General features: G+C 36.4%; 23 protein-coding genes. 13 read left to right on the plus strand and 10 right to left on the minus strand.

Annotated elements, in window-relative coordinates; all coding sequences use genetic code 11:
• The first annotated feature begins 70 nt into the window (after positions 1-70).
• The 6 genes from rdgC to Spiro2_RS04940 all read left to right on the plus strand — a co-directional run bounded on the left by rdgC (position 71) and on the right by Spiro2_RS04940 (position 4,659).
• Entirely contained in the window at positions 71-769 is a 699-nt protein-coding gene (gene rdgC / locus Spiro2_RS04915; protein WP_338637444.1) for a recombination-associated protein RdgC, read from the plus strand.
• Between the two features lie 13 nt (positions 770-782).
• Positions 783-1,274: a peroxiredoxin gene (locus Spiro2_RS04920; RefSeq protein ID WP_338637445.1), complete on the plus strand. Its 492-nt coding sequence runs from the start codon at positions 783-785 to the stop codon at positions 1,272-1,274.
• Between the two features lie 78 nt (positions 1,275-1,352).
• Positions 1,353-2,153 carry a fatty acid desaturase family protein gene (locus Spiro2_RS04925; protein ID WP_338637446.1) on the plus strand — a complete coding sequence of 267 codons (801 nt, stop codon included), beginning with the start codon at positions 1,353-1,355 and terminating at the stop codon, positions 2,151-2,153.
• Positions 2,146-2,826 (plus strand): hypothetical protein, encoded by a 681-nt coding sequence (locus Spiro2_RS04930; RefSeq protein ID WP_338637447.1) that lies wholly within the window; start codon positions 2,146-2,148, stop codon positions 2,824-2,826. The genes Spiro2_RS04925 and Spiro2_RS04930 overlap by 8 nt, the downstream gene beginning before the upstream one ends.
• Before the next feature lie 171 nt (positions 2,827-2,997).
• Entirely contained in the window at positions 2,998-4,296 is a 1,299-nt protein-coding gene (gene tig, locus Spiro2_RS04935) for a trigger factor (RefSeq protein ID WP_338637448.1), read from the plus strand.
• A gap of 114 nt (positions 4,297-4,410) precedes the next feature.
• A complete protein-coding gene (locus Spiro2_RS04940; RefSeq protein ID WP_338637449.1) occupies positions 4,411-4,659 on the plus strand; it encodes a hypothetical protein in 249 nt (82 codons plus the stop codon).
• 58 nt (positions 4,660-4,717) lie between these two features.
• On the opposite strand, the gene ileS is transcribed toward Spiro2_RS04940, so the two are convergent.
• Positions 4,718-7,852, minus strand: coding sequence for an isoleucine--tRNA ligase (gene ileS / locus Spiro2_RS04945; protein WP_338637450.1), 3,135 nt, complete (start codon positions 7,850-7,852; stop codon positions 4,718-4,720).
• 180 nt (positions 7,853-8,032) lie between these two features.
• On the opposite strand from ileS, the gene lepB reads away from it, so the two are divergent.
• The 3 genes from lepB to Spiro2_RS04960 all read left to right on the plus strand — a co-directional run bounded on the left by lepB (position 8,033) and on the right by Spiro2_RS04960 (position 10,615).
• Positions 8,033-8,704, plus strand: a complete 672-nt coding sequence (gene lepB, locus Spiro2_RS04950) for a signal peptidase I (RefSeq protein WP_338637451.1) — start codon at positions 8,033-8,035, stop codon at positions 8,702-8,704.
• A gap of 162 nt (positions 8,705-8,866) precedes the next feature.
• A complete protein-coding gene (rpsD, locus tag Spiro2_RS04955) occupies positions 8,867-9,475 on the plus strand; it encodes a 30S ribosomal protein S4 (protein WP_338637452.1) in 609 nt (202 codons plus the stop codon).
• 105 nt (positions 9,476-9,580) lie between these two features.
• Complete coding sequence (locus tag Spiro2_RS04960; protein WP_338637453.1) at positions 9,581-10,615, plus strand: CorA family divalent cation transporter; 1,035 nt, start codon at positions 9,581-9,583, stop codon at positions 10,613-10,615.
• 24 nt (positions 10,616-10,639) lie between these two features.
• Here the strand turns inward: Spiro2_RS04960 and Spiro2_RS04965 are convergent, their stop codons facing one another.
• Both Spiro2_RS04965 and speA read right to left on the minus strand, forming a co-directional pair.
• The gene (locus Spiro2_RS04965; protein ID WP_338637454.1) at positions 10,640-11,551 is read right to left on the minus strand and encodes a bifunctional 5,10-methylenetetrahydrofolate dehydrogenase/5,10-methenyltetrahydrofolate cyclohydrolase; all 912 of its coding nucleotides are present in this window, start codon (positions 11,549-11,551) and stop codon (positions 10,640-10,642) included.
• Positions 11,552-11,611: 60 nt separating this feature from the next.
• Positions 11,612-13,534: a biosynthetic arginine decarboxylase gene (gene speA, locus Spiro2_RS04970; protein WP_338637456.1), complete on the minus strand. Its 1,923-nt coding sequence runs from the start codon at positions 13,532-13,534 to the stop codon at positions 11,612-11,614.
• Positions 13,535-13,747: 213 nt separating this feature from the next.
• Between speA and Spiro2_RS04975 the strand changes: the two genes are divergently transcribed.
• Positions 13,748-14,227 (plus strand): hypothetical protein, encoded by a 480-nt coding sequence (locus Spiro2_RS04975; protein ID WP_338637457.1) that lies wholly within the window; start codon positions 13,748-13,750, stop codon positions 14,225-14,227.
• A 10-nt stretch (positions 14,228-14,237) separates the two neighbouring features.
• Here the strand turns inward: Spiro2_RS04975 and infA are convergent, their stop codons facing one another.
• The gene (infA, locus tag Spiro2_RS04980; protein WP_338637459.1) at positions 14,238-14,474 is read right to left on the minus strand and encodes a translation initiation factor IF-1; all 237 of its coding nucleotides are present in this window, start codon (positions 14,472-14,474) and stop codon (positions 14,238-14,240) included.
• A gap of 96 nt (positions 14,475-14,570) precedes the next feature.
• Positions 14,571-17,417, minus strand: a complete 2,847-nt coding sequence (locus tag Spiro2_RS04985) for an endonuclease MutS2 (RefSeq protein ID WP_338637460.1) — start codon at positions 17,415-17,417, stop codon at positions 14,571-14,573.
• 89 nt (positions 17,418-17,506) lie between these two features.
• Between Spiro2_RS04985 and rsgA the strand changes: the two genes are divergently transcribed.
• The 3 genes from rsgA (at position 17,507) to Spiro2_RS05000 (ending at position 20,282) form a co-directional block, all read left to right on the plus strand.
• Positions 17,507-18,817 carry a ribosome small subunit-dependent GTPase A gene (gene rsgA / locus Spiro2_RS04990; RefSeq protein WP_338637461.1) on the plus strand — a complete coding sequence of 437 codons (1,311 nt, stop codon included), beginning with the start codon at positions 17,507-17,509 and terminating at the stop codon, positions 18,815-18,817.
• 5 nt (positions 18,818-18,822) lie between these two features.
• Entirely contained in the window at positions 18,823-19,503 is a 681-nt protein-coding gene (locus Spiro2_RS04995) for an FAD/NAD(P)-binding protein (protein ID WP_338637462.1), read from the plus strand.
• 104 nt (positions 19,504-19,607) lie between these two features.
• Positions 19,608-20,282 (plus strand): hypothetical protein, encoded by a 675-nt coding sequence (locus tag Spiro2_RS05000; RefSeq protein WP_338637463.1) that lies wholly within the window; start codon positions 19,608-19,610, stop codon positions 20,280-20,282.
• A 4-nt stretch (positions 20,283-20,286) separates the two neighbouring features.
• Here the strand turns inward: Spiro2_RS05000 and Spiro2_RS05005 are convergent, their stop codons facing one another.
• The 5 genes from Spiro2_RS05005 to Spiro2_RS05025 all read right to left on the minus strand — a co-directional run bounded on the left by Spiro2_RS05005 (position 20,287) and on the right by Spiro2_RS05025 (position 24,405).
• Positions 20,287-20,988 carry an SIMPL domain-containing protein gene (locus Spiro2_RS05005; RefSeq protein ID WP_338637464.1) on the minus strand — a complete coding sequence of 234 codons (702 nt, stop codon included), beginning with the start codon at positions 20,986-20,988 and terminating at the stop codon, positions 20,287-20,289.
• A gap of 94 nt (positions 20,989-21,082) precedes the next feature.
• Positions 21,083-22,060, minus strand: a complete 978-nt coding sequence (locus Spiro2_RS05010; protein WP_338637465.1) for a rhodanese-related sulfurtransferase — start codon at positions 22,058-22,060, stop codon at positions 21,083-21,085.
• Positions 22,061-22,104: 44 nt separating this feature from the next.
• Positions 22,105-22,359, minus strand: a complete 255-nt coding sequence (locus tag Spiro2_RS05015) for a hypothetical protein (protein ID WP_338637466.1) — start codon at positions 22,357-22,359, stop codon at positions 22,105-22,107.
• A gap of 130 nt (positions 22,360-22,489) precedes the next feature.
• The gene (locus tag Spiro2_RS05020; protein WP_338637467.1) at positions 22,490-22,795 is read right to left on the minus strand and encodes a hypothetical protein; all 306 of its coding nucleotides are present in this window, start codon (positions 22,793-22,795) and stop codon (positions 22,490-22,492) included.
• A gap of 23 nt (positions 22,796-22,818) precedes the next feature.
• Complete coding sequence (locus Spiro2_RS05025; protein ID WP_338637469.1) at positions 22,819-24,405, minus strand: M16 family metallopeptidase; 1,587 nt, start codon at positions 24,403-24,405, stop codon at positions 22,819-22,821.
• Positions 24,406-24,413 lie beyond the last annotated feature (8 nt).

The following is a 24,413-nucleotide window of genomic DNA, read 5'->3' on the forward strand; positions in this document are numbered from 1 at the left end:
TAGTAAATTACTGTCACTCTGATTTTTACAGAGTGTATTTTTTGTAACAATTTTATGTGAGTCTATTCTTATGTCTATTGCCGCGGGAACTTTTGCGATTAAGAGGTTTCAAATTTTAAAACCCTCTAAAGATGTTAATATTCAATGGATTTTGCAAAAATTACAAAAGGTATTCATCTCTCCTCTTGTATTAGATGATGCAAGAGAAAGCGCAACGGGTTTTTGTCATCCTTTTTCTGGTGAGCCTAATTTTGAGAATCCTCACGCACTGATTTATGATCAAGCCTTTGTATTTGGGATGAGAATGGATAAAAAGAAAATTCCAGCAACTTACCTAAAACTACAACTTCGTGCCGCGTTTGAAGCCCTTGCAAATGATAAAATGGACGCTAATGGTGTAAACCGAAAAATTGGAAAAAAAATGAAAGAAACCATAAGAGACCGTATTATGGAAGAATTGTTAAAAAATACTCTTCCTTCTGTAAAGCTGGTTGAAGTCATTTGGTTTTTAAATTCTAATTGCATTTGGTTGACGTCTACGTCTCAAGCTGTGGTAGAAGAGTTTGAAAAGCTGTTTACTGAGGCATTTGAATTGCCTTTAATTGTTTTAAACTCTGGCACCGCATCGCTTGATTTTGAATCGTTGCTTCTTAATTTGCCGTGCGATCTCGAAGTATTTCAAAATATATCACCGATCTCTCTAACCGGAACCGCTAAACGCAAAAACAAACAAGAATTTGCGCTGCACGAAAATGCTTCCATATTTTAATTAGGATATTATAATGCCAGTCGCTAAAAAAACCGAAACGGTGTCTTTTAAGCCTTATAAAATAAAAAAATTTAAGGCTTTAGATTCTAATGCAAAGTCTTTGTCTGAAAAAGATTTTTTGGGACATTGGAGCGTTATTTATTTCTATCCCAAAGATATGACTTCTGGTTGTACGATAGAGGCCAATGATTTTGAAAAAAAATTAAAAAATTTTAATGAATTAGATTGTCATGTCTTTGGTGTGAGTAAAGATTCATGTCAGAGTCATCTTAAGTTTGCTGAAAAAGAGGATCTAACCTTTACTTTAATTTCCGACGACAAAGGCGAAATGTGTGAAGCTTTTGGTGTTTGGAAAGAAAAATCAATGTACGGCAAAAAATATATGGGAATTGAGCGCTCTACATTTTTAATAAATCCAAATGGACAGGTTGTTTACGAATGGCGCAAGGTTAAAGTGACTGAACATGTCAATCAAGTTTTAAAGATTTTTAAAAGCATTCTTTAGTTAATGTTACTTTTGTTCATTTTGTGTTACCATATTTAAAATTTAGTCCATTCTTTCTGTTAGATTGGGGTGTTCATTATGGATAACCAAAATAAAATTTTAATCAAAGAAATGGTTCAACTTGATTCTACAGATCTTGCAAAAGGATATCCAAAATGGTTTAGATTTATAGAAATAGTTGGATTAATTCTTTTTTTTCTCCTTATAACATTAATTTTTAAAAAAATTTTATTTTTATCTTTTGAGCTATGGTTTTTATTTGTTCCCGCGTTATTTTTAGGGTGGATTTTTAGCGACTTTCTGGCTGGTGTCGTCCATTGGGCTGGGGATACTTGGGGATCTGTTGATGTTCCTATCCTTGGACCAGCTCTTATTCGACCATTCCGAGAACACCATGTGGATCCCACATCGATTACGCGTCACGATTTTATAGAAACAAATGCGGCAAGCGCTCTAGCAGGAATTCCTGTTTTGAGTCTTTGTTTATTGATGAATGTGGGGCCAGAATTAAAATTGAATTCATTTCTTGTATTTTTTATTTTTTCGATGATTTTTTTTGTTTTTTTTACCAATCAAATTCATAAATGGTCGCATACTTCTAATCCAAATAAAATAATAAAATTTTTACAGAAATATCATATTTTATTAAACCCAAATCATCATAATATTCATCACACGCCACCGTTTAATAAATACTATTGCATAACTTCGGGGTGGTTAAATCCTATTTTAAATCGTATCCAATTTTTTCCTCGAATGGAAATTGTAATCACAAAATTTACAAAGGCCTTGCCAAGGAGGGAAGATCTTGGCACAACGGTAGCTGAGAGGTTATTTGAAGTATCACAGTCTTCCCCAATAAGTAAAATTCATGAGTGACTTGCAAAAAATTCAGCAACAAGTAAAAATTAAGATGATGTCGTATCTTATGGAAGGGGTCGGTAGATTTCCAACCCCTTCCTTCCCAGTTGCACAACCGCATATTGTCGATAACTTCCCTCCCACAACTCAGGTGTCTACATGTAACCGTTGTGAGCTTGCACAGTGTCGAAAGCGCGTTGTTGTAGCCACACAGTATGAGCCAAGAGATTATTTTGTGTTAGCAGATTTTCCTGATGTCAATGATGAACAGAGTTCAGAGGTCTTTTCGAGCAGTTCACCACTTTCGGCAATTGCTATTAATTTATTGAATAAGCTAAAAATTTTTTCGCAATGTCATTTTTCTTTTGCGTTAAAATGTGTTCCAGCAAAGTTGCTGCCGCTAAATGCATTAACAACATGTGCGCGCTCTAATCTTGCCCCGGAGTTGTCTCAAGTCTCTCCTAAAATGATTCTCTGTTTTGGTCAAAAAGCTTTTCGTGCGTTATCGTGCTTAGATCCTCTGTTGGTACAAGAGCCATTTGAAGAGAACACGCAGTTGCGTTTTGTGTTGCGAGATAATATGCCAATTATATTGTTTTTTCTTCCAAGTCTTCAAGATTTAAGAGATTTTCCGCAGTGGCGCAAGCAGGTCTGGGATTTACTCAGTGTTGCAATTCCTCATTCGCGTTAAAAAGTCCTCAAATTCCAAGTGCAACCTAATACTTCAGTATTGACCAATGGGGCACTCTTTAGTAATTGTTCGAAGCTAATCAATTAGCGTTTGCTTCGATCTTTTTTTTCGGACTTGGCAATTTTCGAGCAACATCCTATTGTGGGATCACATCGTAAGTAGGAACAAAAAATGACATTTTCCTCAACTATTGAAGAAGTTAACAGTACTCGTCGCAAATTTAAAATTTCTGTCCCTGCAACTTCTATCCAAGCTGCTTTTAGTGAAGTCGCCTCAGAAATTCAAAAATCAGCAGAAATCCGTGGATTTCGTAAAGGCAAAGCTCCTCAAGCGTTAATTCGTAAATTTTATCTTGGTGATATTCTTAAAAAAGCTGCAGATAAAGTGATCAATAAGGCATATACAGATGCTGCCAAAAATGTTGATTTTCAAATTGTGAGCTTTCCGCATATTGAGCCTGAAAATCAATTTGAAGAGCATAATGATTTTCAATTTTCGGCTACAGTTGATATCAATCCAAATGTTGAAATCAAAGATTACCAACAAATTCCATTAAAAATGGATAAAAAATTTGACATTATCTATGACGAAGAACTCGAAAAATTATTGAATAGCTATTCACGCGCTTTAGGCAAAACTGTCAAAGATGAGTCTGGTAGAGCTGCGGCAAAAGGTGATTTTGTAAAAGTAAGTTATTCAATTTTTCATGATGGTCAAGAAATTAAAGACAAACAAGCAACTGAGCAAACATTTGAATTAAATGGTGCAGGTTTCCCAGGTTTTGAAGACGCTATTGTAGGTTTAAAATCTAATGATTCTAAAACTTTTACAGTAACTTATCCAGAAGATTACCGTGACGCATCTTTACAAGGAAAAACAGTAGAATTTCATTTAACGTTAAACTCTGTTGAAACCCTTGAGCCTTTAGTTCTTGATGATGAGTTTGCAAAACGTTTGGGCTTTGCCACAATGGATGAAGCGCGTCAAAATATTAAAGACAATATTCAAAAAACCAACGAAAATGCAAAATCTAATGCTGCATTTGAACAAGTGATTGACTATGTGTTGGCAAAAAATTCTTTTGATGTTGCAGACAGTTTGATTGAAAGCACCATTGACAAAGCTATTGCTGAAAAAAACAGTACCCTTAGTAAGTCTGAACAACTCAATCCTAAAGACGACTCAGTGCGTTCTGAATACCAGGAATGGGCGCAAAAACAAGTCAGAGGCATCCTCGCTTTAGGTCATATCGCACGTCAAGAAGGAATTTCTGTGACTGATGACGAAATGTTAAAAGACTTGTCTTCTTTTGCGGTTGCAAACCGTATTGATCCTCGTGAGCTTGTAAAACGTGCTGGTGCGCAAATTTATGATGAGTTCCGTGGGCAAGTTATGATCCGAAAAGTCATTGCCAAAATTCTTGAAACTGCACAAATTGACTACTCTGTAGAAAATTTGGCTTCAGTGTAGCTGGTGCACTGAAGCATTTCATTGCTTCTGCCGCTAATATAAGAGAGCAAAATATTGCTCTCTTTTTAATGCCTACTCATTTTCGAGTGGATTATTTTTTTGGAGGTTTTGGTTATGAAATTGGTTTCGACTGTCGTGGCTTCACTGGTTGCTTTGGGATCTTTATCCGTATTTGCTGAAGACGCTTCTATTTCCGTTGCAGATGCTGCAACAGCAGAGGCAAAACCTGCTGCAACTGCGGCAGCAATGCCTGAACCAAAACATGAAGAAAAACAAAAGGCAGAAAATAAAAAGAAGAAAGAACACAAGTCTGCAAGTAAGAAAAAAGCAAAAAAATCTGAAGCAGCTCCTGCAGATCATTAATCTTAATCTGAAGCCTAATTTGCAAAATCCACCCTTTTTAGGGTGGATTTTATAATATTTAACGTGCCAAACTCATTGTAATAAAAACTTTTTCGCCTTCGCAATCAAGCTCTGTTTGGTAGTCATGTTTAGCGCCAATTTCTGCTACAATTTGAGATAAGGTCTCTTCTTCAATGTAAGCTTTGTTGGCTTGAATTGCATGCATCAACCCAGGGCTTTTGGCTTGAATCACCAAATTCAATTTGTCTTCAACATTAAAATCCGCAGATTTTCTGGCTTTTTGAATTAAGCTGACAAGTTCTCTTGCAATCCCTTCAAGGCGCAATTCTTCAGTGATATGCGGATCGAGTGCTGTTACGATTTCTGCATCAGAGGCAACAAGATGGGTTCCGCTAGGGCGTAGCTCAACATGCACCATTTCTGGGGTCAGGCAAAAATCTTTAAGAGTGATTGTTTCTTTACGAAGTGCTTTAAGTGAATCTTCTTGAGAAAGGTCAATTAAAAGTGATTGCAATTCTTTAATGCGATCTCCTAGAGTTTTACCGAGTACTTTAAAATTAGGTTTCACAATAATTTTAGCAAGCTCAGAAGGATTGTAAGTGATTGCAACATCCTTAACATTAAGTTCTTCACAAATTACAGACTTTAATTTTAAAATTTGATTTCCGAGTTGTTGTGATAACACACCAACAGTCAATTTTTGTAATGGTTGACGATTTTTGAGTTTATGAGTCACGCGAATGGTGCGCCCCAAATCAACAACGCGACGCGAAATCGACACATCCTGTAAAAGTTCTTTTTCTTGAGGTGTGATGTCTCGAGGTTCTGGTAATAACGATAAATGAACGCTTCCCGTTTTTTGCAGCTCTGGGGTTAAGGCAAGTTTTTCATAAAAATATTCTGCGGCAAACGGTGCAAATGGCGCAAGCAATTGAGTGGCTTGGAGTAAAACTTGGTATAACGTTGAGTAAGCGGCTTTGTCGCTTTCCCAGAAACGACGACGACTTCTACGAATATACCAGTTATTCAAATCATCAAAAAACTCAATGAGAGCAGGAACAACCTTAGCAACTTGATAGCTATTCATAAAATGATCAATGTTTTTTAAGAGTTCATTCGTTCTTAATAAAATCCATTGATCCAGTTGATTTTGGCTCTTAAGAAGTTGTGTTTCAGGATCCCATTTATCAATAGACGCATATGTTGTAAAAAAGCTGTACGCGTTCCAGAGTGGGAGCAAAATGCGTCGGGTACTTTCTTTTACGCCTTCTACACTAAAGCGCACTTCTTCAGCCATTGTGGCAGGCGATGCGAGCAGAAATAGACGCACAGAATCGGCACCAAATTCATCAAGCGTTTTCATTGGGTCTGGGTAGTTTTTCAGGCTTTTGCTCATTTTGCGACCGTCTTCTGCTAAAATCAGGCCATTGACAATAGCATTTTTAAAAGCAGGTTTTTCAAATAATAATGTTGAAAGCAGAGTGAGCGTATAAAACCAGCCTCGCGTTTGGTCGAGGCCTTCGCAAATAAAATCTGCAGGAAATAAAGATTCAAATTCTTCTGCGCGTTTAAATGGATAATGGTGCTGCGCATACGGCATAGAGCCAGATTCAAACCAACAGTCCAAGACAAATGGCACACGCTTTAAATAGGTACCAGGATGCTTTTGAGATGGGATCTCTATGTCATCAATAAATTCCATATGCAAATCGGTAATTTTTTTGTCAGTGTACTTTTGTAATTCTGCTATAGATCCTAGACAAATTTCTTCTCCGGTGTTTGTATTTTTCCAAATTGGAATCGGATTGCCCCAGTACCGCGAGCGACCGATATTCCAATCTTTTGCATTTTCGAGCCATTTGCCAAAACGGCCAGTTTTGATGTGCTCTGGCATCCAATTGATTTGCGCGTTCATTTTAAGAAGGAGATCTTTATTTTCTTGTATTTTAACAAACCAAGAAGGAACAGCGCGATACATAAGCGGCACGCCCGAACGGTAGCAGTGGGGGTAGCTATGGACAAAGGTTTCATGCTTGAACACAAAACCGCGTTTTTTGAGATCGGCAATAATTGCCTTGTCGCCCGCTTTAAAATCAAGGCCAACAATTTCTTTAAGATTTCCTTCGATAAATTTGCCGTTTGCATCTAAATGATCAAAAATTGGCAACTCATATTGTTTTGCAGCATTAAAGTCATCTTCGCCAAACGCAGGTGCAGTGTGAACGGCTCCTGTTCCTGTATCGTGAAGCACGTAATTGGTTGCATAAACCTTAAATGCTGTCGTCCCTGCTTGAGCAACCCAGTGATCAAAAAATGGCTCATAAGACGTATTGACGAGTTCTTCGCCATAAAATTCACGAATATGTTGATAAGAGCTTTCATTGGGCCAGTAAGCGCTCACACGTTCTTTAAGAATATAGTAATTTTCATTTGTAGTGAGATCATGCACTTCGACATAAGTGCCTTTGGCATCAATGGCAACGGCAAAATTTGCCGGAAGGGTCCATGGGGTTGTTGTCCATACTAGTAAATTTTTACCAGAATGTTTTCCGGTGAGTTTTGCTTTAACGGTAAGAGAGGGATCTTGGATGTCTCTGTAGTCTTGACTGGCTTCAAAGTTAGAAAGAGTGGTGCCCAGTGCCGTCGAATAACTAACAACAAATTTACCCTCATAAATAAGGCCTTTTTGCCAAAGTTTTTGAAAAGCGCTCCAAACGCTTTCCATAAACTCAGGGTCCATTGTGCGGTATTCATTGTCCATATCAACCCAACGGCCGAGTTTTTTTATGTACTGACGCCATTCTCGCGTGTAGCGCAAAACAGATTCGCGGCAGGCACGATTAAATTTTGCAATACCATATTCTTCAATATCCACTTTGCCATTTAAGCCAAGCTCTTTTTGTACTAAAAGTTCTACGGGAACTCCATGACAATCCCAGCCAAATCTTCGCTCAGTCCGGTAGCCTTTCATTGTAAAATATCTTGGAAAAGCATCTTTAATAGAACTGGGCACAAAATGGCCAAAATGAGGAAGACCTGTTGCAAAGGGGGGGCCATCATAATAGTTATACTTTTTATTTTGGGGGCGTTCTGAAATGCTGCGTTGGAAAGTATTTTCTTTATCCCATTTATTAAGGACTTCTCGTTCGACCGCGGGAAAATCTATCCCTTTGGCGGGTTTTTCGACTTGCATAGAAAGCTCCTAAAGACTTTGTTAAAATTGGAACCGAAAAAATCGGTATTCTAGTGGGTATACCAAAATTTTTGTTTCATTGCATAGAGTTTTAGCTGGAAAATCGTAAAGAATAGTGTATGTGTACTCCTCACGAATTTAAGAAGTTTAGATTTTTTTAGTTTTATGAGTGAGGAATGCGTGAAAAAAAGTCTATTCAAAGAGTCCTTATGGGTTCTGAGTTTTATTCTGTTTTTTGGAATATTATATGCTTTTGTGCTGGGTGTTTATTTAATTCCAAGTCCATCTATGATGCCTTCTATTGTTCCTGGAGATAGGGTTGTTTTAAATAAGCTTTCTTACGGTATTCGGTTTCCTTTACAAGAAAAACCTTTGTTAACCTGGAACAGCCCTTTGCGTGGTGATATTGTTTTTTTTGCATCGCCAAATGGGCAAGGCACTTACATTAAAAGAATTATTGGTCTTCCTGGAGATGTGATTCGTTTTAAGCAAGGAGTGATTTCGGTTAATGGTTTGATTCTGCAACAGCGTTGCCTAAAAGAGAGCAATGAAGGAGCGTGTTTGGGCAATATTTTGATAGAAGAAAATAGAGATTTACATTTGCCCTCTCATCCTATACTGATATCCGAGGAAAAGGGAGCGACTTTTTTTGAGTACAAAAAGTTTATTGTTCCTCCTGGAAAGTTTTTTGTCCTTGGAGACAATCGAGACCAATCTGTTGACAGCCGTGTTTTTGGTTTTGTAGAAGAGTCCCGTTTGTATGGGAAAGCGGCTTTCGTTTTATTCTCTACTGAGGGTGACTCTCGTTTTTTTCCGGAATTTCGCACAGATCGCTTTTTTAAAAGCATTTAGTTTGTGCATTGTTTAAGTTTTTTTAATGATTTTGATTTGTTACAAGAAAGGCATAGGCGTAAAAAAAACATGCAAAGATTTTCAATAAGAGCTTCACTTATGAAAATAAAAAACATATAGTGCGCCTGTGTTTTGAACATTTTATGGAGGTACTTAGTACATATGTCTCGTTACACTGGCCCACGCATGCGCATTGCTCGTCGCCTCGGAACTTTGCCAGGGCTTACAAATAAAGAAATTAAAAGAAAGTCTCGTCCTGGACAACACGGCGCAGCACCACAAAAAAAATCAGAATTTGCTCTTGCCCTTGAGGAAAAGCAAAAAATCCGTTTTAATTATGGTCTTACCGAAAAACAAATGCAACGCTATATAAAAGCAGCTCGTAAGGCAAAAACCCTTACAGGCGAAGCACTTCTTCGTATTTGCGAAATGCGTTTAGACAGCATTGTCTTCCGTCTTGGATTTGCACCTACAATCCCTGCTGCGCGTCAGCTTGTCCGTCATGGACACGTTCATGTTAACGGCCGTCGTGTCAATATGCCAGGTTATCAGTGTAAACCAGGAGAAGTGATTGTACCAACTAACAAAGAAGCCACATTAAATCTGGTTAAGAACAATATTGTTCACCGTTCTAATGCGCAGCCTCCTGCGTTTTTAAGCCTTAGTGCAGACAAGCTTCAAGCTTCTGTAGTGAGTACATGTTCTCGTGAAGAGGTTCTTCTTAGTGTGAATGAACGTCTTGTCGTTGAATATTACGCGCAACGCGGCTAAAGAATAGATCAGTCTTTTTCTTAAAGATTAAAGAACCTCTCGCTTTGTTACGAAGTTAAAACGTAACCTCCATTTAAAAATGGGAAAAAAGCGAGAGGTCTTTTTTTGTCTGAAATCATCCTAACTAAAAAATTTCAAGGTCGTAATTATACTTACGAAGAGCTGATTTTAAGCAAAAATCCCGAAGAAGCGCATTTTCAAATGCAAAATTTAGCAGGCAAATTTAAACTTCATCATTTAACAGTTGAAGATTGCTTGCACCGCAATCAAAGAGCTAAAGTTGAATCGTTTAGTCATTACCAATTTATTGTCTGGTATTACTTTCACCCATATTTATCTGCTCCAATTGAGTTACATATTGTCATTGGCAATGATTTTCTTTTGCTGATTGCAAATGAAGTGCCAACGCAAATATTTGCAAGCTGGAAAATGGTGTGCTTTCAAAAAGGTCAAAGTATTATTTTAAATGATGCAATTTGTCAGCTGTTTAATTCGTTGGTAGACCATATAGAACTTTATGTACAGGCTTTAAAACATATTCTTCAATTATTAGAGAAAAAGATTATTTCTAAGCAAATCAATCCTAAAAACATGTTGAGAATTAAGTTTCTTGTTTTAGAAGCAGAACAGACAATCTGTCCAGTGGCTAGTGTGTTTCATCATTTAGAAAAACATGAGTTTAATGTTGAACAAAAATTTCAAATACGAAATATTGAAGATCATAGCACTAAAGTTGTGCAAAATATCAATTATTTAAGGTTACAGGCAATTGCTTTGATGGATGTGTATTATGGTTCATCTGGCGCGAGATTTAATCAAGAAATGCGTAAATTAACATTGATTAATGCATTTATGTTGCCAATGAGTGTGTTAACAGGAGTTTTTGGCATGAACTTTACAAGTATGCCATTTCAAGATTTTTGGTTTATGATATTTGGTTTAATTTTAATATTTGCCACGCCATTGCTAATACTTTTATTTATTGTTTATAATAAATATCACAAAGAAAAAATTATTAAAAAAAGAAAATTGTATGATAAAAAAATTCAGCAGCATTACCCATTTTTAACGCGAAAATTTGAGAACTCAAAACATTTTCATGTGTTTGATGAAAGTTTAAAAGAAGACGAAGTCAAATAGTTATTCACAGCTTGCAAATAATATCTATTTCCAAGCTGCAAGGGCTGTATTGAGCATAAGCATAGCAATGGTCATGGGGCCAACGCCACCAGGTACAGGACTTAACGCACTTGCTTTGTGCTTTGCATCAGAAGCCACATCACCACATAATTTTCCATCCGCCTTTTTATGAATTCCCACATCAATCACCACAGCATTCTGTTTGATAAAGCTTTGTGTAACCAATTCTGGTTGTCCTGCAGCAGCAATCAAGATGTCTGCACTTTGGCAAATGTCTTTTAAATTTTTTGTTTTAGAGTGCGTGATGGTGACTGTTGCGTCAGAATTTAATAGCAGCATTGCAGTTGGTTTTCCAACAATGTTGCTACGTCCAATGATGACGGCATGCTTGCTAGAAATTTCAATTCCATACGCCGAAAGCATTGTCAGAATGCCAAGTGGTGTGCAGGCAAGTGGCACATTCAATTCACCAAGAGTGAGAGAGCCAATATTGGTAGCTAAAAATCCATCGACATCTTTTTCGGGTTTAATATATTTTAAAATATTATTAGAATTTAGTTGATTTGGTAAAGGAAGTTGTACAAGAATACCATGAATGGATTGATCATCATTCAGCTCATGAATGAGTTGAATGAGTTTTTTTTCACTCACTTCAGAACTTGAAAAAAGGTGGCGTTTGGATTGAAAACCTGCTTCAGCAAAAACTTTTATTTTGTGATTGACATAAACATGAGAAGCAGGGTCTTCTCCAACTAAAACCACTGCCAAACAAGGAGTGATTTTACCTTTGCAAAGCTTTTGCGCTTGTTCTACAAAATTTGCGCTTAGTCTTTTTCCGTTCAAAATTTTACAATGAGTTGTAGGAAAGAATTCTTGCTCACTTGCAAGATTTGGAATTGTAAACCCCGCTTGCAAAGCTCTGTTAAAAAATGTCATCAGCATCACCCCCTTAATAAAAAACCCCTTGATAAATCAAGGGGTTGTAGGATAATCGGTTTAACCAATAATTTCTAAGGAACTTTTTCTTACTAAATAGGGATATTCACTAAAAAAGTCTTTCACTTTTTGAATAATTTGGTCGCTTTCTTCTTGATTGATAATGCCTGCCGCAACATTTCGATTCAATTGCAATGCATAGCCGTTGATAATGTCTTCATCACGGTAATTCATGATTCTCAGAATTTCGCCAACGTCTTCGCCTTTGACCACTTCAACTGCATTGATATCACCCGTTTCGCTCACGCGCACAATCAACTCATTCACAGCCCCAAAGAGATTGTGGTTGTTACCTAAAGCCTCTTGATATGCTCCCACAAGGAAGAATCCTATGTAATAAGGTTCGTTAGACTTAGGAATATGCAACGCTAAAGAATGCTTGATATCACGTTTGTCGACAAACTTATCCAAACAGCCATCGCTATCGCAGGTCAGATCCATGATCACGCCGTGATGCTCGGTTTTTTCGTTGAGTCTTGTAATTGGCATAACAGGAAAAAGCTGATCAATGCCTAATGAATCTGGAATAGACTGAAACATCGAAAAGTTTGCCATATATTTGCCAAACTGGTTTTTTTCGAGTTCATCAAATTCTTCAAGCTGCATTCCTGAGTTGCGATAAAACGTTAATGCTTTGTTACAGAGAGCGTAATAAATCACTTCGGCTTTAGCGCGTTCTTCAATTTCTAAGTAACCCAGGTTAAATAATGTAAAAAGTTCATCACGATATTGCAGCGCATCATGAAAATACTCAACAAAATTTTTGCCATTCATGTATGCAACAGAATTCATCATATCAGCAAGAAGTCTATGGTCTGTTGGCGAAATTTTCCAGTCTTCAAGGTCTCCACCCGTTTTTTCAACTTCGCGGACATCGGTAATTAGCACTGCATGATAAGCAGCTACGGCGCGACCACTCTCGCTGACAATGTGAGGGGCTTTGCAATTTTCTGATTTGCAGACGTCTTGAATGATGTAAATCACGTCATTGGCAAACTCTTGCATTGTGTAGTTGTGGCTAACATAAAAACTTGTTTTACTGCCATCATAATCCACTCCAATCCCGCCGCCAATGTTTAAATAACGCAGATTGAAACCTGATTTTAAAATCTTTGCATAAACGCGTGCCGCCTCTTTCATTGCGACTTTAACACGCTTTATTTCTGTAATTTGCGAACCAATATGATAATGAATCATGGCAAGCTGTTCTTTAAAGCCCGCTTCTTCAAGCAGGTAAAGTGCTTCCATCATTTCAACGCTATTTAAACCAAATTTACTGCCTATGCCTCCAGATTTTTCCCACATTCCAGAGCCCTTAGCGTAAAGCTTTGCTCTTAAGCCAATGTTAACGCAGTAGCCAACCTCTTTAGCGTACTTAATAATGTATTTGAGCTCATCAGTGCCTTCGATAACAAGCACTACGTTTTTACCCATTTTTTTTGCATCAAACGCAAGCTCAATAAAGCGAGAGTCTTTAAAACCATTGCAAACAAAAAGGGCTTCGGGATGCAGATCGTAAGACAAAGCAGCAAATAATTCTGTTTTTGTCCCAACTTCTAGGCCATAAACATGTTTTTTTCCACTATTAACCAAATCATCAATAAATTCTTTACGTTGGTTAACTTTAAAAGGAAAGACAGCTCTGAGGTCACCCTCATATTTAAATTCTTCCATGGCACTACGAAACGCATTTTGTAAACGCGTTAGCTGTGTATCAAGTATTTGCGGAAAACGAAGAATTAAAGGTGTTTTCACTTTTTTGTCAGCTGCTATTTCAAGGATTTTTGAAATATCAATTGAAACGCGTTCATCTCCAAAGGGTTGAACTTGAACTGTTCCTTTGTTGGAGATACCAAAGTAACCAGAACTCCAATCATCTATACCATATAGGTCACGAGATTCTTGAATGACGTTTTTTATCATCGTCACACTCCATACAAAAAAAAGGAGTTAAAAAGAATTTCCGCAAATATTTGCGGGAGAGGAAAACCCGCTTTTCACATATAATAGATGTACGCCATGTCAAGATTTTTCTGAAAAATAATTAAGCTTGTAAAGTAAGGTGCCTTAAAATGATATATTTTTAAGTCAGGATTATCTATAAGCCAAAATAAATTCAATAGAAAAAGGAGCGACATGGGGTTTTGGAACAATCAACGCTACGAAGATGTTGAAAGAGCGTCAACTGGTGACCCTATTCGCGGTCTTCCAGCGCAAAATTTTCCTTGGTTGCTAGGGTATTCTGTTTTTCTTGATGAGGCAAAGGATCCGTGGCGTTATGAGTATTCGTGTACAGGTATTGTTCCAGAAAAGAATAATCAAAAGGTAAAGGTTTTTTTAGCACTTAAAGCAGAGACCCAGGTTTCAAAAGATAACCTCAAAAAAATGGGGATCTCGAGCGAAAGACTGGAGGCCATGCATGTGTTTTCGTGGAACCAGCTTGAAGAAAAATATACTTATGAACTTATCTGCAGCTTTGATAAAATTGAAGAGAAAGCAAAGATTATCTGTGAAAAATGGATTACATTTATTAAAAAAAAGTATACCGTTGATCTTAAATATCAAAGCTTAATTTCCAAAATTAAAGCAAGTAAAATTTCTGGATTTTCGGAGTAAAGATTTTAACTCACTTCGCTTTAGAAGATAGCTTTTCGCGAGAAATAATTAACCCATGTGAAATATCATAAGGAGACAACCCCACTGTGACTTTGTCACCAATAATCACACTAATTTGATTTTTGCGCATGCGACCAGATACTTTTGCCGAAATTGTGAGGCCGTTATTTAAGTTCACTGTATATTTCCCTCCAGCAAAAATATTTGTAACAATTCCCTCTACATTTAATAAATCGTCTCGACTCATTGCTCTCCTTTCTTGGTATTTAAGACTTTTGAAAATAACTAAAATAAAAAACTTTAAATATCTGACCTAATATTAAACTTAGATTTAGGGTTAAGACTAGTTATCAAATTCAATAATTGTGACACCGTCACCACCTTCTCCGTGGCGACCGTTGCGGAAACGAAGCTTATAACTGGTAGTTTCTAAATATTTTCTAACCGCTTCTTTTACTTTACCAAGACCATGGCCATGAATCACAACAACATTTTGTACCAACATGCGATTCATTTTATCAAGTTCTAAGTCAAGTTTATCAAGGGCGTCATCAACTGTTTTGCCTCTGAGATCGATAGAATTACCAGAATGAGGTAAAACTGGAGCAATATCCGCATCAACAGAATTTGGTTTTGCACTTTTATAAAGCGTTTGTTTTTTGGATGATAAGGTTTTTTTGTTATAATTTAACGGATTATTTGCTTGAGGGGCATTAGAAAGAGTCAGATCATAATGTGGTACTTTAACCTTAATCATTCCAAATTGGCATTCAACAATACCTTTAGAATCTGCAGGTTTTAATACAGTTCCATTTTCTTTAAACTTTTGTGAGCGGACTTTCATACCTGCTTGCCAAAATTCAGCATCATGTTTTTGTTGTCGTGCTTCTTCGATTATTTTTTTTGAAGACTGTTTTTGCTCGGCGTTGGTTTTGTCTTGCTCATGCAGAAGGTGATCAATGTCTTTGTGAAGCGAATCTTCAATGGTATCATAAGAGTTTTTTAATATTTGCAAACTGAGTTTTGCTTCGTCTAATAATGCTCTACTTGAGTGATGCTTTGGAGCTCTAAATTTTTCTGCTTTTTCGTCTAAACTAAACGTTTGAGAATTTTGTGATGTTGAAGATTTTTTTATGAGTTTTAATTTAGACAGGTCTTCAAAGCTAGTCAGCTTTTTGGGTTTTGCATTATTTTTATCAGATAAAGTTGCTGGAATTTCTTGTTGTTTTTCGTCGTAATCTTTAGGAGCTGAGTGTTGTGCTGTTTGGTGAGTGTCAAACGCGGCATTTGGCAAAGCCGCCTCAAACTCTCTTTGCATGGTGTCTTTTAATTTTTCAAACTGTCTTTCGCGGATTTCAAGGCGATTTTCAAATGCATTTAAGCGCTTTTGTAATTTAGTTCGATAATTGTTGACCAAACTTTTTTTATGCTCAATAAATTCTTGTCTCTCCTTTTGTAAAGAATAAAATTCTTTTTCTAGTTTTTTTGTTAAGTCTTCTTGTTCATGAAGTTCTTTTTTAATGGCGATATTTTTAAGTTGTAATTCTTTTAAAATATTTTCCATTCGTTGCGCTTCGGATCCATAATATTTTCTGGCGTTTTGAATGATGGCATTATCCAATCCCATGCGGATTGCAAGCTCAATGGCGTAACTTTGGCCAGGAATGCCGTTTAATAGCTTGTAGGTTGGTTGTAATGCACTGGGTTCAAACTCCATGCTGCCGTTACAAAATCGTGCGTCATTGTCTGCTAGAGTTTTTAAATTAGAAAAATGAGTTGTGATGATGACAGTCGCATTTTTGGTGCAAAAAAACTCTAATGTAGAGCGCGCCATGGCAACACCCACGGCTGGATCGGTACCAACAAAACCTTCGTCAAGTAAAATTAGGGTTTTGTCATTTGCGCTTTCTGCAATGCGTTTGATTTGAGCAAGATGTCCAGAAAAGGTTGACAAGTCATCTTCGCGACTTTGACGATCGCCAAGTTCAACAAAAATGTTTTCATAATCGATGATTTCTGCTTTTTCGCAGGCAACAAAAAGACCTGCTTTGGCCATAAGAACGGTAATCCCTATAGTCTTCATGGCAACGGTTTTGCCACCTGCATTAGGGCCGCTTAATACCCAAACCAAGGGTGAATTTTGTCCATCGTGTTGCGGTTCTAAATAGAGATCATTTGCAACACATTTTTTGTTTTCAAGGAGAAAGAGAGGGTGTCTTGCTTGGGTCAAACGAAATCGCGGTGATAATGTTGATTGCTCTAAAAAAGTTGGTTCAACACCATGCAGTAAAGACGCAAGTTTTGTTTGCGCGTACAATTTGTCAAACTCAGTTAATGTCTCAATATTTTTAAGAATGACTTCGAAATGTTGATAACATTCTTTAGAAAGTTGTAAAATAATACGATTCTCTTCGATTTCGATGTCAGTTTGTGCTTTTTCGAGTTGTGCGTGTTGTAGTGACAAGGCATGCGGCTCAATAAAAACTGTTGAACCACTTTGGCTGACTCCTCGTGGGATTCCTTCTACTGCAGATTTGCGATCGGTACGCACCGGTAACACGTAGCGTCCGTCGCGGAGCATCCACACATTATCTTGCAATGAGGTTTTGATGTCTTGTTTTTTTAAAATAGTTTCTAATTGTTCGACTATTTTTCGTTTGGCGTGCTCATAGCGACTTCTTGCAGATTCGAGCTCTGGAGATGCGCTTGATAAAATGCTGCCTGCTGCATCAATGCTGCGTTTTAAAGTTGCAGACAATGCAGGCAGTGGATGCAATTGTTCTGCAAGAGCACATAAGCTTGCATACTTACCTGATTTTGCTTTTTCGCCTTTAAAGAAATGTTGAATAACTTCTGCAAGCTTTAATGAAATAGAAATATGAAATAAAGCAAGCGGAGAAAGCACAGCACCTTTTGGCAATAAATTTTTAAATAATTCAGCGTCAAATGGTTCGAGCGAAAGGGATTGCCCCATTGTGTGCAGCTCAAGCATTTCTCTGGTGGCTTTAAAGTAAAAATTTCTTTCTTCTTTGCTGATCCAGGGGGTTAGTTGCAATAATGCCATTTTACTGTGAGGAAAAATTGCAAAATGAGCGAGATAATGAGTGATTTTTTGCCACTCAAGTCGAAGGAGAGTGTCATTGTAAAGAAAAAATTCTTTACTGTTGTCAATATTGTTTTCATGTTCCATAAGAATCAAACGCCTGTAAGGTTTGGTTTTCAAGCTTTGCGGGTTGATGTATAAACGTATTGTGGGCAAACATCAATAGGAGTAAGCACTTGGCTCGCATAAAAAACTTTTTTGACCAAAATGATAGACGTAACAACTATAAAAAAATTGAAAAAATTAAAAAAGAAAAACGTACAGAACGTGTTAGAATTGTAGATGATTGGATTATCAATTCTAATAATCCAAAAGAAAAATTAGATGTTTTACTAACAGATCTTTATCAAAAAGGCTATCGTCGTGGTAGAGTGATTGAAGTGCAAAAGCGCAATATTTTTATTGCCGAAGAAGACAAAAACGGCAATCCAATTACAGAAAATTTATGGCTCTGTTCTGTTGCCAAAAGACATTTTCAGCGGGCACATAAAGAAAGAAATTTAGTTGTTGTAGGCGATCGCATTTTGTTTGAACCCAATGCCGAATTGCAATTTGATGCTGATGGGCAGCCTCTCAACACCGATTTGCCGCGTGGTGTTGTGCAACATGCATTTGCAAGAACAAGTAAAATTACAAGAAAAGATCCCATGCACCCCGCATGGGAACACGTTATGCTTGCAAATATCGATCTTATCGCCATTGTGGCATCTGTCTTGCATCCCGAAGTGCGCTGGGGGTTAATTGATCGTTTTTTAGTTCAGGCAGAAATTGAGCATCTTCCTGCTGTGATTGTTTTAAATAAAATTGATTTATTAGAAGATGTTAAAATTGCGAGTCCAGAATTTATTGCAGCGTATAAACATCGTGTCGAAATATATCGTAAAATTGGATACGAAGTAATTGAGATTTGTGCATTAAAGCCTAAAAAAACGTCTGAAAATATTAAAAAATTGCGTAAGTTATTTAAAGGAAAATTAGTTGGTTTTGCTGGGCATTCTGGAGTTGGAAAAAGCAGTATTTTAAATTTAATGAAACCAGAATTTGAGCAAATTGTTGATGAAAATCCTGATATTTTTTATAAAGGAAGACATACAACAACATACAATAGTTTATTGCAACTTGATATTGGTGCTTATGCAATTGATACACCTGGTATTCGATCGTTTAATATTCAAAACTACGACCCAATTACCTTAAGCTATTGTTTTCCAGAATTTCGACCTTTTAAATGTAGGTACACAGAATGCGCGCATGATAAAGAACCGCAATGCGCAATAAAAAATGCCTTAGAAAAAGGGGAAATTTCTCATGAACGTTACAGAAGTTATCTTGGTATATTAAAAGGATTAAGCTTTAGGGAAGGAGAGGGTGATAGTTCTGATGCAACAATGATTGCAGATCTAAAAGCCCGTCAGCAAAAACGGGATGAAGAACTGGCGCAAAGCGAAGTGGAACACTCCCCAAAAGACAATGAGAATGAGAGGTAATCCTTATGCTCACAATCAATGATCTCAATTCTACAAACCAATCATCTATTGCAATTATTGGTGGAGGAATGTCTGGGTTATTGTTGGCTCTTCGTTTATCGCGCGATCCCAATTTGTGTGCAAAAGGAATTACAATATTTGAAAAACAACCTCATCTTGGTGGTCGATTCTTTTTTTCTTCATATCACCAGCCTTTAGAAAACACTGTGACTCAACTTAATGACAAACAATTTAAACTCAGTGAACCAGGGTTTGAATGGCTTGAAGGCAATTCGTTAGAAATTATGTATCGGCATTTTGAATCACATTTGTCTGAGCTTGAAAAAAATGAGATTGAGCTTTTTTTTCAAGACACTCAAGACAAAGTTATTTCTCAAAAAAAACAATGTTTTTTTGTAAAAAAGGAAATTGTTTCTGATACTGAGTTATTTGCAGGATCCTCAGAAATTTTTACCAAAAAAGAAGCAGAAATTTTTAAGTCATTTATTTTTGATGATTTTAATAATGTACAAATTGATAAAAATTTTTTAAATATTAATTTTGAAAAATCAGAGTTTTGGGTTTCATTAACCAAATCAACTAAAGAAGCATTAACTCCAATTTTTGCAACAATCGTTGGCCAAATTGGGAAAAAGCATCATTTATTCATATTCATAAATTGTTTAAAGATTTTTTTAATTCATTAAACTTTCAAGTTCCGACCTGTTTTTTTAGAGAACATTATTTTGAGTGTATAGTTGAAAGTATTCTTAAAAAGCGAGGCGTTGTTCTTCGCACGAATTGTGAAGTCATGCGGCTTCATCATCATACAAACTCTAAATTTGATTTGTTACTGTCTGACAATATAAATCCTGCACAAAAAACGTTTACATGCCAAAAACTGATTTTTGCAATTCCTTTAGTCAAATGTTTAAGCTTATTATCGAAAGAACATTTTTCTCCTAGCCAATCACGCTTTGTTTCCAAAGTTAAACCTGTGTCATTAATATTTTCAGAAATCACCGATTTTTTAAAATTTAAATGTGAGCATTGGCCAGAAAACGTATCACTCGGGGATCGGTTTATTTTTCCTGTAGAAAAAGTGATGGGATTTTTAACGCACGATGGACGCATGATTTTTTCAATAAAATTAGACTATGAAGACTCTTTGCAAGCTCCTGCAGTGCGTGATGCCGTTGCCCGTTTGCGTCGTGCTGCAACAAGAATTCTAAAACCAGAATTTAGTGAAGACTTAAAAAAAGGGGCGCGTATTCCAGAAAATAAAATTTCAGAAAAAATTATTTTATTGCCGGTCGCATATACAATGACCTGTGATACCGCTGCAAATATAGAAGTCAAAGAAACAAAAATGGGAATAGAGGGATTGTACTGTTGTGGTGATAGTTTTCCAGGTTTTGCCAATGAGCCTTGGAAAATGATCATTAACAGTGTGTATGATGTTGCAGCACAATTAAGTCAAAAATAAGCTACTAATTGATAAAAAACTCTACCGTAGTCACAACACGAACTTTTTTTAAAATACTTCCATTATCGTAGTCGTTATTTTCTGATGAGGCAGGGCTAATGGTAAAAAGCCCTTGAGTGGCTTTTTTGATAGAGCCAACATGGCTATTTGAGTTTTTTGCAAAAGTGTTTGCCGCTTCTCTTGCATTCTCGGTGGCTCTAGCAAGCATGTCTGGTTTGATTGTATTGAGATCGGTAAATAGATACTTAACATGATTTGTGTTTAAAACGATCCCAGATTCAATCACCGCGCCTGTTTTTTGTACTACCGTATTGACTTTGTCAACTTTATTGGTTTTGAGATTAATTCCAGAATTAGCTGTAAATCGCGCAGAGGGACGCTCTGTGCTATAGGCGTTGGCCTTGGCATCATTAATAGAAATAGATTGTTTTTCTATTTCTTCTTCCGTAAAGCCATTCTCTTTTAAAAATTCGATAATTTTATTTTGTGCAAAACTAATTTGTGGATAAAGTTTTTTGAGATCGTCTCCAACAACAGTAAAATTAAGTTCCCAGTTTGCGACATTTGCTTTTACTATTTTTTCGTCTAAACCTTTGACTTCTACAAAACGTCCAAAATTTCTATAATTTTCAATAGAGTTTCGCAGTATATAACTTGAACTAACAATGCCTAAGCTTAAAATAAGTGATGGTATAAAATATGACATTACAGCTATTCCTATTATTAATATGGTGGGTACAAAATATTAGTTTTATGAGCCTCCACATTAGAAATAAGCAGTAGAGGCATAATAGAAAAAATTAAAGAGAAAGTGAGTTTCTTTTTTCGCGAACTTGGCGTGATCTTTCTTGTCTAATTTGAAGTGCACGCATGTTGTTTTCCCGCATTACGTTTTCACGTTGGAGTTCTTTATTATTATAGTTATCAAAGCAGTGAGGACAAAATTCATTTTCTTTATACAGTTTGCTTTGTAAATCTTCCTGAGAAAGAGGTTTCCAGCATGAATAACAAATTTCGTATTGAGTTTCATGCAGATTTTTATCAACTGCCACGCGGTAATCAAATACAAAACAATCACCATCGTAGTGGTTATCTTGGTTTGGTGCATTATTCATAGTTTCTTCAAAATATTTTAAGATTCCACCCTGAATTTGATAGACATCTTTAAAACCTTCTTGTTTCATAAATGCCGTTGCTTTTTCACAGCGAATACCGCCTGTGCAAAACGTGATAACCTTTTTGTTTTTATACTCTGCAAAGTTGTCTTTGATCCATTGTGGAAAATCTCTAAATTTTTTGAGTTTTGGATCAATTGCATTACGAAAGGTGCCAAGTTCAACTTCATAATCGTTTCTGGTGTCAAGAATGACCAAATCTTCGCCTTCATCAAGCCACTTTTTTAATTCGAGGGCTTTGACATAGTTTCCTGTAAAACGCGCAGGATCAATAGAAGGAAGTCCCATTGGAATAATTTCATTTTTAACTTTAACAAGCATTCTTCTAAAAGGAATGTGGTCGCTCACGCTTTTCTTAAACTCAACATCAGAAAAAAGCTCATGATTGTGCATAAATTCAATAAATTTATCGATGTTTTCGTCTTTACCAACCAAGCAAGAGTTGATTCCCTCGTGTGCTAAGATAATTGTACCTTTAATTGATAAAGAATTGCATAGATTTAGCAACACATCTCGTAAGCTTTGTGGGTCTGCAATATCGACAAACTTATAATAAGCAATGTTGCTATAATTGTGTTGTGTTTTCGTAAAAGTGGTTTCCATATGTAATTTCGCCTTGTAAAGTATTGAAATTATTTATATTTTATTTATACAGAGGTGACTTCTTTGTAAATTTTGTGTAAGAGCGCGTCATCTTTTCTTTCCCAAGAAGAGAAAACTCTGCGAGCTTCTCTATTTTGTAGAGCAGTTGTTCTGAAAAATTGATTAAAAGATTCTTCAGACTCTTGGCTTCTTAAGCTTTGCACGTTTTCTACATTGATCAAAATTTGGCTTGCACCGCGTTTAAGAATAAGGTTGTTACGATTCCATTCTAAGGAAATTGCTGTTGATGTAAATGTCATTGAATGTTCTCCATTAGGTCAAATAGTGTCTCAAGATCAAAAAATCTGCATACCCCATGGTAGTCAGACTCTCAAGTCAAAACTTCAAGATATTCTGATGAGCCATAGAAAAACAGATAATTTTTATTTATCAGGTTGTGATAATAGCTCCATTTTGTTCTAGAACTTTTGCAAGTTTCGTCTCAATATCAGCTCTAAAGGCTCGATGGGTGAGAGATATTTTTTCAGATTCGTGAACGCATTCAAAACCTTTAGGTTGCTTTGTGAGTGAAAAAAAAACTTCACTTTTTCCAAGCTTTGAAAAACGAATCACCACTTTTTCATCATGCATTGATATATTAGCAATCTTTCCCAATTCGCGGGTGGCTAAAGATTCTGTCACATTTTTAATAAATTCGGAGGCAGAACCTTGGCTTACCTTAAAGGATTTAATCATAGAAACGCGTTCCTCTTTTTTGGTTAAAAATAGTGTTTGGTTAACGCCTCTAATTTATTAATATTTATAATTTTAATGTTGTCAATTTTTTTAATCAACTCAATTTGTTGTTCAGGAGGATTTCCCATAATTATGAGAACCGGAAAAACTGCTTCCTGACGTAATTTTTTTAATATTGCATTGATCTCATTGAGACTTCTTTGTTTATCAAGTTTAGATAAAGCCATTTCAATAGGATTGATGTTTGGTAGTAGGCCTTTGTTAATTTGAAGCATCAATTCGTCGCTTTTATTAAAAATAGTTTGTTCTGTTGCAAGCATTCTATTCATTAAAGATGTTCGTGTATTGTCAAGTTCTTCTTGGTTTACGCCTTTTTCAATAAATTCATTCCAGGTTTTTGTCGCTATCTGAACTGCCTCAGCAACGCGTTCATTAGGACTCTGAAACGACAAGGCAAACATCCCAACGTCTGTGTTTGGATAGAGATACGTAGCGTTGAAAAAGGCGTGGGGAGAATAACTAATACCAGAATCTGCTCGTAGCGCTTTAGAAAAACGGTCATTGCCGACAACTCCGCCTGTTGCAGAAAAAATCTCTTCTAAAATAGTAAATTGCACTTGCTCCAGTGAATTGAGTTTACCAAGTTTTGGAAAATAGTAACGAAGACTAATTAAAGATTGCGACATATCTGCTTTTGTGACGATTTCTGTTCTAATAGAATGCATTGTGTTCTCAACAACGTCACGAGAAGGAAGCCAGGTTGTGATTGACGGTTCTTTGTAAGGAATTTTTGTCACAAGTTTTTTTATTGACTCTATATCTTTTTGATTAAAATTACCTGAAACAAAGAGATTTAGCCCATTTTTGCTAACCACTTTTGCGTAAATTTCTTTAATTTTATCGTAAGTAACGGCATTAATTTTTTTAGGAGAGTTTCTTGCAATTGCTGTTGCAAAGTAATGAGTTTTTCCAAAAATTAACTCAATTGCCTGTTGATCAATAAAACGCATTTGTTTATCTGGGGTGTTAGAGTCGAGTAATTTTCTAAAAGAATCGGTTGCCTGTTGTTTCCATAGAGGCAGAGCATTTCTTTCAAAGCGAGGCTTTAGAATGACGTTTGCAATGAGTTCAATCACTTTAGGAAAATCAGTTGATAATGCATCAGCTGTAATAAATAGCTGACCTTGTGGAGTAAGTCCTGTTTTTAAGTTTATTCCATGTTCAGTGATATAATTTTGAAAGGCATCATAGCTCATGTTACCACTGCCACCAAAAACCAATAAATCCGTTAAGGCTCCAAATGCTGTGCGTTCCTCTTGTTTTAGTGAGTAAACATTGCTAGGAAAAACGAGATTAATTTTAAACTTAAGTGCAGACTCGCTGGGCAAAGTGTAGATCGCAGCACCACCATCTATGGGAATACGAACATAATTAACACTAGGCCAAGTTATTGAGCGCCAATTGAGTTCTGTAGGTTTGGTAAAAATGACAGGACGATTTGTTTGCAATGAGTCTTGGGCAAAAGAAGTTGTTGCAAAAATCCATGAACCAACAGAAACAGAAAAAATTTTGAATGTTTTTATTAAAAAATAATGTTTGAGAAACTGCATTCCAAATT

Origin of the sequence: Spirobacillus cienkowskii (assembly GCF_037081835.1) — a bacterium.
Lineage (GTDB): Bacteria > Bdellovibrionota_B > Oligoflexia > Silvanigrellales > Silvanigrellaceae > Silvanigrella > Silvanigrella cienkowskii.

Bases quoted from the DNA above. Each gene is read 5' to 3' on its own strand.
- Spiro2_RS04920 (WP_338637445.1), top strand. From the start codon at position 783: ATGCCAGTCGCTAAAAAAACCGAAACGGTGTCTTTTAAGCCTTATAAA.
- Spiro2_RS05010 (WP_338637465.1), bottom strand. From the start codon at position 22,060: ATGGAAACCACTTTTACGAAAACACAACACAATTATAGCAACATTGCT.
- Spiro2_RS04940 (WP_338637449.1), top strand. From the start codon at position 4,411: ATGAAATTGGTTTCGACTGTCGTGGCTTCACTGGTTGCTTTGGGATCT.
- tig (WP_338637448.1), top strand. From the start codon at position 2,998: ATGACATTTTCCTCAACTATTGAAGAAGTTAACAGTACTCGTCGCAAA.
- ileS (WP_338637450.1), bottom strand. From the start codon at position 7,852: ATGCAAGTCGAAAAACCCGCCAAAGGGATAGATTTTCCCGCGGTCGAA.
- Spiro2_RS05015 (WP_338637466.1), bottom strand. From the start codon at position 22,359: ATGACATTTACATCAACAGCAATTTCCTTAGAATGGAATCGTAACAAC.
- Spiro2_RS04930 (WP_338637447.1), top strand. From the start codon at position 2,146: ATGAGTGACTTGCAAAAAATTCAGCAACAAGTAAAAATTAAGATGATG.
- Spiro2_RS04995 (WP_338637462.1), top strand. From the start codon at position 18,823: ATGCTCACAATCAATGATCTCAATTCTACAAACCAATCATCTATTGCA.
- Spiro2_RS04925 (WP_338637446.1), top strand. From the start codon at position 1,353: ATGGATAACCAAAATAAAATTTTAATCAAAGAAATGGTTCAACTTGAT.
- Spiro2_RS04975 (WP_338637457.1), top strand. From the start codon at position 13,748: ATGGGGTTTTGGAACAATCAACGCTACGAAGATGTTGAAAGAGCGTCA.
- Spiro2_RS05005 (WP_338637464.1), bottom strand. From the start codon at position 20,988: ATGTCATATTTTATACCATCACTTATTTTAAGCTTAGGCATTGTTAGT.
- Spiro2_RS04985 (WP_338637460.1), bottom strand. From the start codon at position 17,417: ATGGAACATGAAAACAATATTGACAACAGTAAAGAATTTTTTCTTTAC.
- rpsD (WP_338637452.1), top strand. From the start codon at position 8,867: ATGTCTCGTTACACTGGCCCACGCATGCGCATTGCTCGTCGCCTCGGA.
- speA (WP_338637456.1), bottom strand. From the start codon at position 13,534: ATGATAAAAAACGTCATTCAAGAATCTCGTGACCTATATGGTATAGAT.
- Spiro2_RS05020 (WP_338637467.1), bottom strand. From the start codon at position 22,795: ATGATTAAATCCTTTAAGGTAAGCCAAGGTTCTGCCTCCGAATTTATT.
- infA (WP_338637459.1), bottom strand. From the start codon at position 14,474: ATGAGTCGAGACGATTTATTAAATGTAGAGGGAATTGTTACAAATATT.
- Spiro2_RS05000 (WP_338637463.1), top strand. From the start codon at position 19,608: ATGCGGCTTCATCATCATACAAACTCTAAATTTGATTTGTTACTGTCT.
- Spiro2_RS04965 (WP_338637454.1), bottom strand. From the start codon at position 11,551: ATGACATTTTTTAACAGAGCTTTGCAAGCGGGGTTTACAATTCCAAAT.
- rdgC (WP_338637444.1), top strand. From the start codon at position 71: ATGTCTATTGCCGCGGGAACTTTTGCGATTAAGAGGTTTCAAATTTTA.
- Spiro2_RS05025 (WP_338637469.1), bottom strand. From the start codon at position 24,405: ATGCAGTTTCTCAAACATTATTTTTTAATAAAAACATTCAAAATTTTT.